Genomic DNA, 16,161 nt, shown 5'->3' with positions numbered 1-16,161 from the left:
GGGTGGGGGGGGGTCGGCGGGGGGGCCAACCTGTGGGGGCCCCCCCCCCCCCCCGGGTCAACAGACCCCGGGTAACTGACCAAACCCAACCCCCGCGGGAATATACACCGCCCGCGGCGTTTCGTTGTGCGGTCCCACTCCGGTCGCACCGCACCTAGAACAGGGTGAGAGTCCCTGCTACCGGTGCTTGCGCTGCGACCGACTTCCCTGTGGAGACCGAATTCGTGGGGACGGACGCCGCGGGTTCCCGGCGCCGAAGCCTCGATGGTTCCGGTACGACCGGCGCTGACTCGCGGCCGAGAGCCGGGTTCTCCCGGACCGCTCGTGCCGCTTCGCCTGCGAGTTTGTCGGCTTGTTCGTTGAAGTAGTTGCCCACGTGACCGCGCACCCAGCGGAAACGCACCGGTCCTTCGCGGCCGGTGATGGCTCGGTCGATCTGCTTGATGATCTCGACGTTCTTCACCGCGCCGCCGGTGGAGGTGCGCCAGCCGTTGCGTCGCCAGCTGGTGATCCATTCCGAGGCGCACTTGATGGCGTACTGGGAGTCGCTCTCGATGAGCATCGGTTCGGCGCCGGGGTGGGCGAGGATGGCTTCCAGTACGCCGCGGAGCTCGGCGATCTGGTTGGTGCCGCTGGCCGCGCCGCCGCTGTCGGCGGGCCCGGAATGATTCACCCATGCCCAGCCGATGGCACCACCGGGATTGCGCAGGCAGGACCCGTCGGTGCTCACGATGATCATGACCGCCACCCTAGGCGATGCGGCCGACAAGATCGGTACCGTGGAATGCCTCTATCTCCCTTCGCAACCGCGATTCCGTTCGGCGCAGTGCCGATTTCGCGGCCGCGTCGACGAGGCCGTGGCACAGGCGGCCGAACATGCCGCGTGGTGGTGGATAGTCGGCTTCGGAGGTCAGGACAGACCGTTCGTAGCCGAGTGGATCGAAGCGCAGGGTAACGGTTCCGTATACCCGCCCACGCAGGGTATACCCGATCACGGCATTGCGCCGGTATTCGGTGATCTCCACCGATGATCGCAGCGGAATCACCCCGAACAACCGGACTTTTACCGCGAAGGCGGCGCCCAATCCCTGATCCGGTTCGCCGAGCGACTCGACGCCGGTGACGCCGAACATCCACTGCGGCCCGTGACGGAAATCCTCGGCGTAGGCGAAGGCAGCGTCGACCGGTGCGCCGACGTCACACGCAAATCTGATGTGGCCCATCGGCCCTCCCTGATCCGGATGGGTTCTCACCCAACGCGTACAGGAGCCAAAAGTACTACAAATCTCCTATTTATTTGGCGGAATTGAGTTGTTCGACCAGGTATTTCGCGATCGGCATCGCCGACGTGGCGGCCGGGGAGGGCGCGTTGAGCACGTGGATCGAGCGCGGCGTGCGTTCGATGAGAAAATCGTGCACCAGCGTCCCGTCGCGCAGCACCGCCTGTGCCCTGATCCCCGCGCGGTGCCCGAGCAGGTCGCCGGTGGTGAGTTCGGGGCAGTATTTGCGGCATTCGGCGAGGTAGCCGCGCTTGAACACCGAATTGCGGAGCTCGCGCACTCCGGTGGCGAGGTGGTCGCGGGCCACCCGGCGCACGCCGGCGAAGCTCAGCACGTCGATGGCGTCGCGCCGGTTCACGCTGCCCTTGCGGTAGCCCTCCCTCGACAGTCCGAGCACCGCGTTCGGGCCAACGGTCAGTTCGCCGTCGATGGTGGGACTGAGGTGAACGCCGAGGAACGGCAGTGCGGGGTCGGGCACCGGATAGATCAGCGTGCGCACCAGATCCGATCGCTCGGCGGGGAGCCGGTAGTACTCGCCACGGAAAGGCACGATGCGAAAGTCGGTGGCTATCCCTGCCTTTCGTGCCATCCGGTCGGCTTGCAAACCCGCGCAGACGATCAGCGTGCCCGCGGTGACCGAGCCGCTCTGGCCCGAAACCGTGACAGCTGAGACGTTCTCGGTGATCGCGTCGACAGTGGTGCCGAGCAGGATCTCCCCGCCCATCGCCTCGACCTGAGCCGCGAGCGCGGCGGTGATCTTCGTGTAGTCGATGATGCCGGTGGCGGGCACGAACAGCGCTCCGACGCCGGCGATCCGGGGTTCGCGGCGCCGCAGCTCGGCCGCGTCGATAGCCTCGACCTCCACGCCGTTGGCGATCGAGCGCTCGTAGAGCGCGATCATCCGCTCGTGTTCGGCGGAATCGGTGGCTACCAGCAACTTTCCGCATTCGCGGAACGGAATGTCATGGGCCGCGGCGAATTCCTTCGTCCACTGCGCACCGGCCCGGCACAGCCGTGCCTTCAGGCTGTCCGGGGGGTAGTAGATCCCGGAGTGGATGACGCCGCTGTTGTGCCCGGTCTGATGCGCGCCGAGCGAGGCTTCCTTCTCGATGAGAACCAGGCTCGCGCCGGGATACTCGGTCAGCAGCCGATGCGCGGTGGCCACGCCGACGATGCCGCCGCCGACCACACAGAAGTCGTACGCACCGCTCGAGGTGCCGCGAGGAGTCACACGTAGACGGTAGTCGCCGGTTCCTCGGTGGACGCCCGCGGTTCCTCGGCTGCACCATCGCCCTCGGCTGGTGTCGCGGCCTCGGTGTCCGCCGGTGTTCCCTCGACCCGCAGCGTGTGGCTGCCGAGGCCGGGGTCGGACAGCACGAACACCAATTCGCCACGGCGCGCGTCGAATTCGGTGTGCAGTGCGGTCACCGCGGCCGGATCCACCGTCAGGCCGAGGTATTTCGCCGCCACCGTCACCAGGTTCGTGTCGACGGTGAACGCCAAGCCTTCGTTGCGCGGCGGTGCCACCTGCGCGCCGACATAGGTGCCGCCGATTCCCACCCGCCCGGTCAGCGGCGAATTGTTCGGTCGCGCACCGACTCCGGATTGCAGCGCGGTGACCGGTGTACGCGTGGCGGCGGGTACCGAGCGCTCGGTGGCCAGCGTCGGCCCGACGGACATGGCCAGCTCGACGCCGTATTCGTGTGGTGCGGAGTCCTCGACCGAGAAGGGCCGGTGGTGGCCGGGGTTCGGCGTCGGGACCGGGGCCGCGTACTCCCGCGCGGGCGGCGGCATGTGATTGACGATGTAGGCGCCCGCGCCCACGGTGAGGCAGAGGCTGGCGGCGCCGGAGAAGACGATCGCGGACAGGCGCACGATCTGAGCAGGTCGATGTGGCGTCACGATGCGGTTCCCTCCTGTGGCTGTGGGTATACCCGAGTTGAACGGGCCCGCATCGTTGAAAGCCACGTGCTGTTTCCACGTTACGTGGTGGGCCGCACAGTAACCGCCCCACTGCTGTGAGATCAGAGCCACATCCGAAACGAAGCCGTATCACTCCTAGTCGGGGCGGGTTTTCGCATGGGCAAGTGTTTCTCACACCGCCCAACGGGTAACTGAAGAGAGCAGGCGAGCGTCATTCACGACTGCCACGGCGGTCAACCCCGGCCAACGAAGTCCGGGGCAGTCGGCACGAATGGCGCTCTGAGACTGACGCTCGCCTGTTCGTATCCCGACTTCAGGTGAACTGGCCTGCGGTGCGGCCTGATCCGGGGGGACCTGCGAAGGCTTGGGCGATGCCGAGCCAGTGGTCGGCGTCGGGGCCCGTGGTTGTCAGGGCGGTGTCTTCGCGGTGGCGGCGTTGGGTGGCTACCAGGCAGAAGTCGATGGCGGGGCCGGTGACGCGCTGGGGGGCGTCTTCGGGGCCCCAGGTCCAGAGGGTGCCGTCGGGGGCGGTCAGTTCGACGCGGAATTCCTCGGTGGGGCCGGATTCGCCGTTGACCAGGTAGGCGTAGTTGCGCGCGCGGACGCTGATGTGGGCGACGGTGCGCAGGCGGGCCGTGGGGACGCGGGTAGCGCCGAGTGCGTCGGCGACGTCCTGGCCGTGGGCCCAGGTTTCCATGATGCGGGCCGAGATCATCGACGCGGCGCTCATCGGCGGGCCGAACCACGGCAGTTTGGTGCCTGCGGGGACGGCGGCCAGTGCGGCGATGAGCTGATCGCGGCCAGTGCGCCAGCGGACCAGCAGGTCGGCGGGCGGGGTCTGTGCGAGTTCCTCGGCGCCTTCGTCGACGAGGGTGAATGCCCGCGACGCGGCCTCGGTGAGGAACGCGGCGAAGGCCTCGCCGTCGGTCGCGGCGATCACCGATACCTCGTCGGTCCAGGTCAGGTGGGCGATCTGGGTGGCGATATCCCAGCGTGGCGCGGGTGTCGGTGTCTTCCACTGCTCGGGGGCCAGCGGTGCGACCAGGTTTTCCAGATCCGCGCATTCGGCGGCGTAATCGTCGAGCAGCGCTGCGAGGTCAGCCATGGAGTTCCCTTGCCGATCATGGCGCGACCCGGTGCCGGTGCGCCGTCGTCACCAAGAGTCGCAGCGACCGTGAAAAAATGCAAGCACGCGTGCTTGTTATTCGAAAACTACCAGCCGAAGGTCAGGAGGTGGAGTGCGCCGACGCCGATACCCAGCGCCCCACCGTGCAGATACAGCAGCCACGCGTCCTGTTCGACCGACGCGTAGAACATCTCCATGAACTCGCCGGGCGTCAGCGTCCGCAGCTTGCGCGCCGCGAAGTCGTCGATCTTCTTCGCCTGTTCCAGCACGAACTGCTGGTCTTCGATCATCGTGCGCGCCGAAACCAGCCCGGCGCCCGCGCCCGAGACCGCCAGATTCTCGAACTGCTTCTTGCCCATCGCGGCTCGGACCATGAACGCGGTCGCACCGAGCTGCTTGTGGATCTCCTCCGATACCACCCGTTCGATGAGCTGACGGGTCTTGTCCCCGTTCGGACCTTCCAGGAGCTCGTTGGACAGGTTCTCCACGGTCAGCACCTGGTAGGCCAGGATGTGGGCGAGGTCGGTGGCGGCCTGTGGCTGGCGCTTGGCCAGCAGTGCCTGACGCCACAGGTACTTGTAGCGCGGCTGCGGGTCGCCGGGTTCGAACACCATCTTGATCGCGATGACGTTCACCGTCACACCGATCATCGCCGAGGAGAACAGCACGATCACCCACGCCGGAATCGCGCCGAAGTAGGGAATCTGCGAGTGCACGTGCAGGTACAGCGCCAGGATCAGGCCGAACGGCGCACCGAGCAGACCGATCCGCGCCATGAACTTGAGCTCGGGTGCGGCGATGGTGGTGGTCAGGTCCTTGAGGATGGCCGGGTTCTTCTCCAGGTACCTGATCACGAAGTTCTTCACATCGAGCAGCTGGTCGATATTGTCGCCCAGGCTCTCGAACGCGCGCCGGCACAGCGCGGGCAGGTTACGGTCCACCCGCTGGTAGATGGCCTGTTTCACCTGTCGGGGCAGCGAGCGCCACAGGTCGGGGTTTTCCCGGTACATGATCTCGTCGACGATCGGCTGCACCTGATCGCGCGCCCGTTCGGCGAGGTAGTCGCCGATCCCGTCGAGGTCGAGTTCGTGGATGAAATCGCGCGGGCTGCCGATCCGCATCAGCGCCTTGTCCACGCAGATGCTGGCCATCTTCTCCGCGCGGGCCGGGATGAAGCCCTGGAAGCCGAGCATGCGCCCGTCGCCGGAGAACGTCGGCAGCACCTGGACGCGCCGCGGTAGATAGGGATACAGCACATGCAGCAGCGGGACCCGGAAGCCCTTGAAGTACAGCGGCCAGAACAGCATCAGCACGCCGGTCCAGTTGGTGAGCCAGCCTGCGAGCGCGCTGAAGATCGGAAAACTGACCAGCTCGACGACGAATTTCGACTGCCCCGTCAGATCTTCCCAGTCGATGAACAGTCCGGAGGCCAGTGTGGTCATCGAGGAGCCCCCTAGTGCTGACGCGCGAAAAATGTGCAGAACGTGAGGATAAGGCAACCATATTCTGCCCGGTCGTGATGGGGTGTCAACGCAAGTCGGGGCGTCCGAGGGCCTGGTGATCGGCCGTCGGCGCTACGCTGGCAAGGCTGTCGTGTGCGTCACCGAATTCTTCCCCGTCGCCTGTGCAAAGGGAGTCGCTGTGAGCATTGTTCCGAAGAATCATTTCGAGCGTCCGGTCGCTGTGATCGGCGGTGGCACGTTGGGCAGACGGATCGCGCTGATGTTCGCCACCAGGGGTGGCGAGGTCCGCATCATCGATCCCGACGGCGAGGTCGGCAACGCGGCCGTGGCCTTCGTGGAGAATCAGCTACCCGATGTGGCGGCCACGGTGCCGAACGGCAAATCGGGCACCGCCGAGTACGTGCCCGACCAGGCCATCGGCGTGAAGGGCGCGTGGCTGGTGGTCGAGGCGGTACCGGAGGTCCTCGATCTGAAGAAGAAGGTCTTCGCCCAGCTCGACGACGACACCGATGCCGATGCGATCGTCGCCTCGAACTCGTCGTCGTACGCGAGCCGGTTGTTCACCGAGGGCCTGAAAACCAGCGACCGGATGCTCAACACCCACTTCTACATGCCGCCGCAGTCGACGGTGCTCGACGTGATGTCGGACGGCAACACGTCCCAGGAAACCCTCGACTTCGTCCTGAAGACCTTCCCGGAGTACGGCCTGCACCCGTTCCTGGTGCGCAAGGAGTCGACCGGATTCATCTTCAACCGCATCTGGGCCGCCATCAAGCGCGAGTCGCTCGAGGTGGTCTACGAAGGTGTGTCGACGCCGTCCGACGTCGATGCGATGTTCGCGCGGAATTTCGGTACCGAGGCGGGTCCGTTCCGGATGATGGACCAGGTGGGTCTGGACGTGGTACTCGATATCGAGCAGCACTACGACCAGGAGAACCCGAACCTGCCCAAGGGCCCGGTGGAGCTGCTGAAGAAATATGTCGACGCGGGCAAGCTCGGGGTGAAGACCGGCGCGGGATTCTATGACGACTACCCGAAGTCGGATCAGGGCTGAGCCCATGACCGAAATAGTGGCATTGGATCTAGAAGTCGGTGTGATGCACGCTGTTTCGCTCGACGGCAAGCAAGTGCGCACCGTTGTCGGCGGCCTCGATCGGTGTCCCCACGGTGTCGTCGTCGACAAGCTGCGTGGCCATATCTATTGGACCAATATGGGCACACCCGACGCGCGTCCCCAGCGTGGCGCCGAGCCGGAGTTCTTCTCCCGCAACGGTTCCATCGAACGGGTCGACCTCGACGGCGGCAACCGCACCACGATCGTCCCGATCGGCGCCTTCACCACCGGCGAGCAGCTCACCGCCGATTGCGAAGGGGGAAGGCTGTATTGGTGTGATCGCGAGGGCATGCAGATCCTCACCTGTGACCTGAACGGTGACGACCTGCACGCCCTCGTGGTGACCGGCCACGGCGATATCGATGCCGATGTCGAACGCAACTGGTGCGTCGGCATCTGCCTCGACCTCGACCGCCGCCTGCTCTACTGGACCCAGAAGGGCGCGGCCAAAGGTGGCGACGGCCGGATCTTCCGCGTTCCCCTGGATCTGCCACCCGGTGCGGATCCCGCCGCCCGCACCGATATCGAGCTGCTCTGGGAGAATCTGCCGGAGCCGATCCATGTCGAACTCCACGGTGTCGGCGTTCTGGTCTGGACCGATCGCGGCGCCGCGCCCCACGGCAACGCGCTGTACGAGGCCCAGGTCCAGCCGGAGGTCGGAACCCCGACGATCATCTCCACCGGCTACCACGAGGCGGTCGGGGTCACCGGTTTCGCTTCCCGCTTCTATGTGAGCGATCTCGGCGGCACGATCCGCCTGGTAGATGTCGGCACCGGTACCGATACCGACCTGGTCCGGATCGGCAGCCCGCTCACCGGCCTCGCGCTGGCCGACCTGTAGCGCCGCGGTTCCGTCATGAACCGCACCGAAATCACCCGCCGCCTCTACTGACTGCGAACCGCGCGTCTTTCGGTCTCTGAGTCAAGCGTCCGAGAACTGCGGCGCCCGCCGCCGGAGATCCAGTTACAGTGACCGAGCAGATGGTCAGCGTTATTGGGAGGGAACCCGGTGGAGCAGGTATTCCAGGTCGACTTACGCGGCATCGTCGATCTGTTGAGCCATCACCTGTACGGCAGTCCACGGGTCTACGTTCGCGAGTTGCTGCAGAACGCGGTCGACGCCATCACCGCGCGCCGCGCCATCGACCCGCAGGCTCGTGCGCAGGTGCGGATCGAGACGCCCGCGAGCACCGGTGACGGCACCATCCGCGTCCACGACAGCGGTGTCGGCCTGACCGAGGCCGAGGTGCACACCTTCCTCGCCACGATCGGCCGCAGCGGCAAGCGCGACGACCTCGGTTTCGCCCGGCACGAGTTCCTCGGCCAGTTCGGTATCGGCCTGCTTTCGTGCTTCCTGGTCGCCGACGAGGCCCAGGTTCTCACCCGATCGGCGCGCGGCGGCCCGACGGTGCGCTGGACCGGTTTCGCCGACGGCCGCTACCGTGTGGAGCCTGCCGCACAGGAACGCGACGAACCAGGCACCACCGTGATCCTCGCGCCCCGCCGCGGCGCCGAGCAGTGGCTCACCCCGACGACCGTGGTCGAGCTGGCCCGGCTGTTCGGCAGCCTGCTGCCTTTCGAGGTCACCGTCGACGGCCAGTCGATCACCGAGCCCGAAGTACCGTGGCGCGCGACCCATCCCACTCCTTCGGACCGCACGAACGCGCTTGCCGCGTACGCGGAGGACACCTTCGGCTTCACCCCGTTCGCGACCTTCGACCTCGCCTGCGCCGAATCCGGCGTCACCGGTGTGGCTTTCGTGCTCCCGCAACCGGTCAACCCCGCGGCCAAGGCCGGGCACCGCGTCTACCTCAAGCGAATGCTGCTGGCGGAGAGCGTCACCGGGCTGCTGCCCGACTGGGCATTCTTCGTCCGCTGCGTGGTCGACACCACCGAGCTGCGCCCCACCGCGAGCCGCGAAGCCCTCTACGAAGACGACCTGCTGGAGAGCACAAGGGAAGCGCTCGGCAACCGGATCAGGGACTGGCTGGTGGAACTTTCCACCTCCGATCCCGCCGCGCTGCACCGCTTCCTGCGCATCCACGACCTCGGCGTGAAGGCACTTGCCCTGCACGACGACGACATGCTGCGCCTGGTCGACCGCTGGCTGCCGGTGGAGACCAACGCGGGCCAGATCCCGCTCGCCGAATTCCGCCGCCGTTTCGGCGCCGTCCGCTACACCCCGTCGGTGGAGGAGTTCCGCCAGCTGGCCGCGGTGGCGAGCGCCGCGGGCATCGGACTGGTGAACGGCGGCTACTCCTATATCACCGACATTCTCGAGCGCCTGCCCGCGATCGATCCCGAAATCCGCGTGCTCCGTCTGGATCCCGCCGAACTCGCCACCCATTTCGACCTCGTCGATCCGGCCACCGAGCTCGCGCTCCGTCCTTTCCTCACCACCGCCCAGCGGGTGCTCGACCGTCTGGAATGCGAAGTCGTGCTGCGCACTTTCGATCCGCCGTCGCTGGCCGCGCTGTATCTGCTCGACCGCGACGCCCAGCACCGCGCCGAACTGCGCGCCACCCGCGAGGTCGCCGACGAACTGTGGGCTGATGTACTCGGCGCCTTCGACACCGACCAGGCGGGCGACCGTCCGCAGCTGGTGCTCAACTACCGGAATCCGCTGGTACGCCGCATCACCGGGCTCGCCGATGCCCGCTTGGTGACGACGGCGGTCGAGGCTCTCTACAGCCAGGCGCTGCTGCTCGGTCAGCATCCGATGCGGCCGGTCGATACCGCGCTGCTGAACAAATCATTCGTCGGGTTGCTCGACTGGGCGGTTCACGATCCACGGGGAGAGCTCTGATGTCGGAAGCCGCCAACACCCCCGACGACCTACAAAGGCTGCTGTTCCAGGCATACGACATGCCCTACGGCGACGCCAAAGACGCACTGCTGGAACAGGTCCTGCGCCACGCCGAGGCAGGCGCCCACAGCACGCTCGCGTTCCACGTTCGCATGGCGATGGTCGACGCGTACGGCCACGGGATGAGCCCGGCCAAGTTGTTCGTCCCGTTCGCTCGCTGCCTGGCCGAATACGATCGCGACCCCGGCGCTCATGAGTCCTGGGTGGCGCCGTCGCTGCGGTGGAAGTTCAAGACCGCGGTGGGCGCGATGACGAAATTCCCCGAGGTGCCGAAGGATCGGGCGCTGGCCGCCCTCGATCAGATGGAACGGCGCTACCGGGTCGAGGGCCAGAGCCTGAACGCGGTCTACGGCCGCAGGCACCGCGTGGCCGAACATGTCGGCGATCTCGCCGCGGCGGCCGAGTGGTACGAAAGATGGTGCACCACACCGCGCGACGAGAATTCCGACTGCGAGGGCTGCGACCCGACCAACCGCGTCTCCTGGCTCGCGAGCCAGGGCCGCGACGCCGAAGCCGTCGAGCTGGCCGCACCGGTCCTCGCCGGTGAACTCGGCTGTTCCGAGCAACCGCAGCTGATCCTGACCGAACTGCTGCTGCCCTACCTGCGCACCGGACAACTCGACCAGGCGCGCACCGCACATCGCCGCTCCTACCGTCTGCTGCGCACCAAACCCCAGGACCTCGCCGCGATCGGCGACCACCTCGAGTTCTGCGCGCTGTCCGGCAATCAGGTGCGCGGCCTCGAACTGCTCGACCGCCACTTCTCCTGGCTCGATCGCGCGCCGAGCCCGAAAGACGCGCTCACCTTCCTCGCCTCCGCGGCCCTGCTGCTGCGCACCCTCGTCGACACAGGCCACGGCGACACCACGCTGCGCCGCCCGGCCAATGCCGACCGCCCCGCCGTCGAATCGACCGCGCGCGCGATGCAAGTCGAGCTGACCGACGAAGCACTCGCCATCGCCGCCCGCTTCGACCGCCGCAACGGCACCGATCACCAGACCGCGCTGGTCAACGCGAAGCTGGCGAGCACGCCGATCGTCGACTACCTGCCGTTGTCCGCGGCCACCGCGCACCGGATGCCGGTCGAGCCGAGCCCGGCGGCGGCGACCGTCGAGATCCCCGAGCTCACCACCATCGAACTGATCGAACGCGCCGAGCACGCGAACAAGCACCACGCCCTCGCCGAGCTGCGGGCCCTGGCGCAGCGGCTGGCGGCCGAGCCGGAGCCGACCGATCCGAGTCTGGCGGGTCGACGCGCCTCCGTCATGGCAGGCGGCGCCTTACAGACAACTGATCGGGCCCGCGCCGAATCGCTATTGCGCCGAGCGGCAGAGTATTTCGCCACGGCGGGCGACGAAGATCGCCGCCAGTCCGATCTGGGTCGTCTCGGCCTGTTGTTCAGCAGGCACGGTGACGCGACGGAAGCTGTTGGACTGCTGCGAGATTCCCTGTCCCACCTGTCGAGTTCGCCCGAACCGCACACCAGAGCCCTGGCGACACTGCGCCTTTCCGGTGGCCTGCTCGCACTGTTCGATCGGGGCGAGTTGTCGGACGAGGACGCCGCCGAACTGCCGACGTTGCTCGACCGGGCAGCGGGCGACGCCGCCGCCGCGGGCGACGACAGCCTGCTCGGGGATGTCGCCCGGCACCGAATGTATCTGCACCAGAACAACGCTGATCTCGCCGAGGCGGTGGCGGCCGGACAGGTGGCGGTCGCGGCGTATCGCCGGGCCGGTCGTGGGTGGCGGGTAGCCGACGCGGCCCAGTACCTCTCCGGAATTCACAGCGACGCGGGCGATTCAGACGCGGCGCTGGCGATGATCGACGAGGCGGTGCGGCTGGTCGACGCCGACCTTCCCGACAGCTTGCGGCTGGTCGTGCACGCGCGGCGCGGCGCCCTCCTGATCCACCTGTCCAGGCATGAGGAGGCGGTCAGCGAGCTGCTGACCGCGATCGCGATCGGCACCGCGGCGGACAGTGGGCAGGTGCCGTACGTGCAGTGGGATCTGGCGCTCGCCTACCACGCCATCGGACAATTCCTCGACGCCGCCGACCAGGCCGAAGAGGCCATCGCCGGGCTGGAGCGCGCCGGGGCCGACGAGCAGGCCCGCAACTGCCGCTTCCTGCTGGTCGGCCTGCATCGCGAGCTCGACGAGGACGAAGCAGCGCTCACCGTCCTCGACGAGATCATCGAAGCCGACCGCGCCACCGGCAATCTCGTCGGCGAGTCCTACGTGCTCGTCGAGACCGCCGATCTGCTCGACACACTCGATCGCGATGCGGAGGCCGCCGAGCGCTACGTGCTGGCCGCCGAGGCCGCCGAGAAACACGGCGACCCGATCCGCGTCGCCTACTGCCGCTACAGCGCCGCGCTGTCGCTGCACTGGACCGGCGACTCCGCCGCCGCGGTCGCGGCCATCTCGGTCTCCGACGAAGCGATCACGCAGCTCGCGACCACGGAACCGGATCCAGAACTGCTCACCTGGCACACCGCCAGGCACAACCACAACGCCGCCCGAATCCTGCGTCGTGCGCAACGCCCCGCCGACGCCCTCCCGCGCGCCGACGCCGCTGCCCGCGGCTTCCGCGCCATCGAGGCCACCGACCAAGCCATCCGCGCCGACTACGAGCGCGCCGTACTCCTGATCGAGCTGAACCGCCCCACCGAAGCCGAGAAGATCCTCGCCGAGGCCGTCGCCGAACTGGCCGACGATCACGCGGCCAGACCGATGCTGTCGGAACTACTGGCCGAAACCCGAGCTCAGCTCACCTGATGCTCACCTGATCCGAAGGAACCACCCGCGATGCAACCGCTGCACCCGAACGATCCTCGGCGGATCGGCGACTACCGACTGCTGGGTGTCCTCGGTGCCGGGGGCATGGGCAAGGTGTATCTGGGCCGGAATCCGGGTGGGCGCACCGTCGCGGTGAAGGTGATCCGCCCTGATCTGATCGATCCCGAGTTTCGCGCGAGGTTCCGCCGGGAGGTCGCGGCCGCCCAGCGCGTCGGTGGTGCCTTCACCGCACCGGTTCTCGACGCCGATGTCGACGCGGAGGCGCCCTGGCTGGCCACCGGTTACGTCGCCGGGATCTCGTTGACGGACGCGGTGACCCAGTTCGGGCCGTTCGGTGAGCCCGCGCTGTCGGCGTTGGCGCACGGGCTCGCCGAAGCGCTCGTCGCGGTGCACGCGGCAGGCATCGTGCATCGCGACCTGAAACCGTCGAACGTGATGCTCGCGATCGACGGACCCAAGGTGATCGATTTCGGCATCGCCCGGGTGATCGCGGATTCCGCGCTCACCACCACCGGAAAGTTCCTCGGCTCACCGGGTTTCATGTGCCCCGAGCAGGTGAGCGGCGAAACCCTCAGTCCCGCCTGCGATGTATTCGCCCTCGGCGGCGTCCTCACCTTCGCCGCCGCGGGCCACGGCCCCTTCGGCACCGCCGAGGTCATGCAGATGCTCTGGCGAATCGTCTACGAGGAACCCCGCATCGAGGCCCTCCCCGCGGCCCTGCGACCGCTCGTCTCCTCCTGCCTGGCCAAGGACCCCACCGCCAGACCGACACCACAACAAGTCCTTTCGGAACTGACGAGCATCGGTGCCCCCGAACGCACCGGTTGGCTACCACCACAAGTAGTTGCACACATCAGCACGGCCGCCGTCCGTCTACTTGACCTGGATTCCGGCCCCGCCGACCCGCCCGGTGCGTCGTATCCCGACGCCGCCGCGACCTCCGCAACAGGCCGGTCGACAGCCATCTCGGCACCGAACCTGCCTACGTCGAGTCCGACGCGTACCTCTCAGACCGGCTCCTCGAGACCGAACTGGCCGACCGCGACGGGTGGATCGGCGCCGACTCCCTATAGACAGTCCGGTGGATTCACCTCCGGCCCCACCGAGGCAGCCCGGCAATTCGCCACCAACGCGGGACAGAATTCCGCCGCGGTGGGCAGCGCATTCACCCCGCCGCCCTTTGTGGTCGCGCACAACGCCACCGACGCGTTCACAGGTCGCCCGCAGCCTGCGTCGCCGCATGCCACCGCATCGCGGCGCACCCGCACCCTCCTGATCACCGCATCCGCAACGGTCGCGGTAGCGGTGGCCGGCGGTGCCTACCTCATCGGCACCCAACTGGGTACGGAATCCACTGCGACAAGCACTCTCGTCGGAACCGGCACGACCACCGGCCCCTACGCCGCGACCACGGCCGCGACCACCGTCGCTCCGTCCAGCGCGACCGTCCCGTCGGAGTTCGTCGGCACGTGGAAGGGCCGCGCCAACGACGGCCCCGTCCAGTTCGACATCGAGCTCACCATCTCCCCCGGTGCCGTCGGTCAGGAACTCGCCACCTCCGCCAACACCGGCACGTTCTCCCGCGACCGATGCGACCGTGCGGAAACCCTCACCGAGGCCACCAGCAACCAGCTCACCTTCCGCGCCAGGCTCACCGCGGGGACCGGATGCATCGACCAAGGCGCCACCTCGACGGTGACCCTGCAATCCGACGGCACGCTCGCCTATCGAACTCCCGGCTACCTCGGTGGCACCATCGCCGGCTCCCTGCGCAAAGGCTGACATGCACTTCGATCGAACTGGAACAGGTTGCCGCCGGATTGCCGGCGGTTGCCCCGACGCGGGCGCAGCCGGTCATTTGTCCAGGAGCAATCACCCGCACCGGCCCGTTCGCGGGGTGCCGAGCAACGACCGCCACCACCGCATCCCCCCAGGTGACACCGGTCTCAGAAATTCTGGCATTGCGATCTGGGTCACTAATATGTCAAACTCTCGCCCACACTGTGAAGCCGATCGGTCTCACAATGTCCGTAAAGAGCGTCGATTGAGGAGGCGGCAGGTGAGCGTGGTTGCCACCCTCCCGAGGGCTGCCCTGATGTCAGTCGAAAGTGACCAGCGCCAGCGCCGCGCCGGTGAGCAGATCGACCAGCTCGTCGACGGGCGGGCGCGCCTGGCGCAGCAGCCACTCGTGCGCCACGCCGGTGACCGCGCCCGTGATCAACGCGGTGGTCAGCTCGGCATCCCCACGCAATCGCACACCCACTTGGGCCAGCGCCACCTCGATCAGCGCCGACCAGGCGTGCCTGCGGGTCCGGCGATGGTTCTCCATCCGATCGCTCACCCCGACCACCTCGATCAGCGCCACCTGCGCGCGATAGGGGTCGGAGCCGAGCGACTCCAGGTACGCACCGAAACCGGCCCGCAGCGCGAGCTGCGGATCGGTCGAGCCGAGCGCGATCAGCGCGGTGCCCACCGCGGCCGCCGCGTCGTCCTGGATCCGGTCGTAGGCCGCGAGCAGCACGTCTTCGCGGGTCTCGAACTCCTCGTAGAACTGCCGCTTGGACAGTCCCGCCGCCGCGCACACCTCGGCGAGCGAGCACGTGGCGTACCCGCGTTCCGCGAAAATTCGCGTCGCTGCTTCCAGGAATCGCAGTCTGCGCTCGGCTTTTCGCGCGATGACCGTACGACCCCCATACCGCCTGTCCGCTGTAGTCACCTCTCCAAAGTATCTGACACCCGGGATAACACTGACCTTTCCGGGTCGCTTCATCTATCCACCGAACAAAGGACGGCCGACCAGTGCTGAGCACCCGAGCATCGCGGACCGCATTGTCCGCCCTCGTACTAGCGGCGGGTGCGGCACTCGTGGCACCCACGCAGTCGATGGCTGCCCCGCAGTCCGCCGCGACGCAACCGAGTGTCCCCGCCATCGCGGAGAACGTCCCCTCCGGGACGCTGGCCGCGCTGGCACCGACGATCGTAGGCGCCATCTCCGCCCCCGGCCCCATCGCCGACGGCGGACAGGCCGCGATCCTGGCCCAGGCTCGCGTGCTGCTGGCCACGCCGGGCATCCCCGCGCAGGTCAAGTCCACCCTCGAAAGGGTCATCACCTTCCTCGACGGCAGTGGCGGCGGCGGTCCCGAACTGCCGCCCTCGGACGGTCCGCGCATCGCGCAGTTCCTGTACCCGACCATCGGCAAGGGCTGCATCGGCCCGACGTCGGATTCCGTCGGCACCGCGCTGGCCGTACCCGGCCCCGCCGAGCTGCCGCCGCCCGGACCGGCCGCGGGCCAGACCGGCTTCGTTTTCACCGCGCTCGGCACGAAAACCGCTACGGTCGTGCAGAATCCGCCGATGACGGTGCAGTGGGTCAACCTCGACAACCGCCGCACCGGCACCCAGCCGCTCACCACGGAGGCAGGTATCAACGCCGACGGCCCGGCCACCCTCACCGCTATCGCCGACACCGGTCCCGGCCGGGTCGCTGCCGTGATCACCGGTTCGCTCACCACGGCCACCGCCGATGGTGACCGCACCTGCTCGTTCGCCCCGACCCTCGGTTTCTTCTCCGTCGGCTGAGTCTCGCACCACGCA

At 67.7% G+C, this 16,161-nt stretch carries 13 protein-coding genes; 6 read left to right on the top strand and 7 right to left on the bottom strand.

Translation table 11 applies throughout. The features are described 5' to 3' along the window. Positions 1-154 precede the first annotated feature (154 nt). From ACFWPX_RS09705 to ACFWPX_RS09680, 6 genes are all read right to left on the bottom strand, one after another. On the bottom strand, positions 155-739 hold the full coding sequence (locus ACFWPX_RS09705; RefSeq protein WP_378927051.1) for a ribonuclease H: 585 nt from the start codon (positions 737-739) through the stop codon (positions 155-157). Between the two features lie 10 nt (positions 740-749). After that, the gene (locus ACFWPX_RS09700) at positions 750-1,223 is read right to left on the bottom strand and encodes an SRPBCC family protein (RefSeq protein ID WP_378915919.1); all 474 of its coding nucleotides are present in this window, start codon (positions 1,221-1,223) and stop codon (positions 750-752) included. Between the two features lie 70 nt (positions 1,224-1,293). After that, positions 1,294-2,511, bottom strand: a complete 1,218-nt coding sequence (gene lhgO / locus ACFWPX_RS09695; RefSeq protein ID WP_378927049.1) for an L-2-hydroxyglutarate oxidase — start codon at positions 2,509-2,511, stop codon at positions 1,294-1,296. Next, positions 2,508-3,182, bottom strand: a complete 675-nt coding sequence (locus tag ACFWPX_RS09690; RefSeq protein ID WP_378927048.1) for a hypothetical protein — start codon at positions 3,180-3,182, stop codon at positions 2,508-2,510. Before ACFWPX_RS09690 ends, lhgO begins: the two co-directional genes overlap by 4 nt. Before the next feature lie 334 nt (positions 3,183-3,516). Further along, positions 3,517-4,308, bottom strand: a complete 792-nt coding sequence (locus ACFWPX_RS09685) for a TIGR03084 family metal-binding protein (protein ID WP_378927047.1) — start codon at positions 4,306-4,308, stop codon at positions 3,517-3,519. Positions 4,309-4,415: 107 nt separating this feature from the next. After that, positions 4,416-5,771 carry a hypothetical protein gene (locus ACFWPX_RS09680; RefSeq protein ID WP_378915928.1) on the bottom strand — a complete coding sequence of 452 codons (1,356 nt, stop codon included), beginning with the start codon at positions 5,769-5,771 and terminating at the stop codon, positions 4,416-4,418. 199 nt (positions 5,772-5,970) lie between these two features. Between ACFWPX_RS09680 and ACFWPX_RS09675 the strand changes: the two genes are divergently transcribed. From ACFWPX_RS09675 to ACFWPX_RS09655, 5 genes are all read left to right on the top strand, one after another. Next, on the top strand, positions 5,971-6,846 hold the full coding sequence (locus tag ACFWPX_RS09675) for a 3-hydroxyacyl-CoA dehydrogenase family protein (RefSeq protein ID WP_378927046.1): 876 nt from the start codon (positions 5,971-5,973) through the stop codon (positions 6,844-6,846). Between the two features lie 4 nt (positions 6,847-6,850). Then, positions 6,851-7,747 (top strand): hypothetical protein, encoded by an 897-nt coding sequence (locus tag ACFWPX_RS09670; RefSeq protein WP_378927045.1) that lies wholly within the window; start codon positions 6,851-6,853, stop codon positions 7,745-7,747. 168 nt (positions 7,748-7,915) lie between these two features. After that, positions 7,916-9,712 carry an HSP90 family protein gene (locus ACFWPX_RS09665; RefSeq protein WP_378915935.1) on the top strand — a complete coding sequence of 599 codons (1,797 nt, stop codon included), beginning with the start codon at positions 7,916-7,918 and terminating at the stop codon, positions 9,710-9,712. Next, a complete protein-coding gene (locus ACFWPX_RS09660) occupies positions 9,712-12,546 on the top strand; it encodes a hypothetical protein (protein WP_378927044.1) in 2,835 nt (944 codons plus the stop codon). Before ACFWPX_RS09665 ends, ACFWPX_RS09660 begins: the two co-directional genes overlap by 1 nt. 30 nt (positions 12,547-12,576) lie before the next feature. Further along, positions 12,577-14,349 carry a protein kinase gene (locus ACFWPX_RS09655; RefSeq protein WP_378927043.1) on the top strand — a complete coding sequence of 591 codons (1,773 nt, stop codon included), beginning with the start codon at positions 12,577-12,579 and terminating at the stop codon, positions 14,347-14,349. 316 nt (positions 14,350-14,665) lie between these two features. On the opposite strand, the gene ACFWPX_RS09650 is transcribed toward ACFWPX_RS09655, so the two are convergent. Next, positions 14,666-15,283, bottom strand: coding sequence for a TetR/AcrR family transcriptional regulator (locus ACFWPX_RS09650; protein ID WP_378927042.1), 618 nt, complete (start codon positions 15,281-15,283; stop codon positions 14,666-14,668). 83 nt (positions 15,284-15,366) lie between these two features. On the opposite strand from ACFWPX_RS09650, the gene ACFWPX_RS09645 reads away from it, so the two are divergent. Beyond that, complete coding sequence (locus ACFWPX_RS09645; RefSeq protein ID WP_378915943.1) at positions 15,367-16,146, top strand: hypothetical protein; 780 nt, start codon at positions 15,367-15,369, stop codon at positions 16,144-16,146. Positions 16,147-16,161 lie beyond the last annotated feature (15 nt).

The organism is Nocardia sp. NPDC058518 (assembly GCF_042719655.1).
Classification (GTDB): Bacteria; Actinomycetota; Actinomycetes; order Mycobacteriales; family Mycobacteriaceae; genus Nocardia.
The sequence above is the reverse complement of the archived record's forward strand: the minus strand, read 5'-3'. Positions and strand labels throughout refer to the sequence as shown.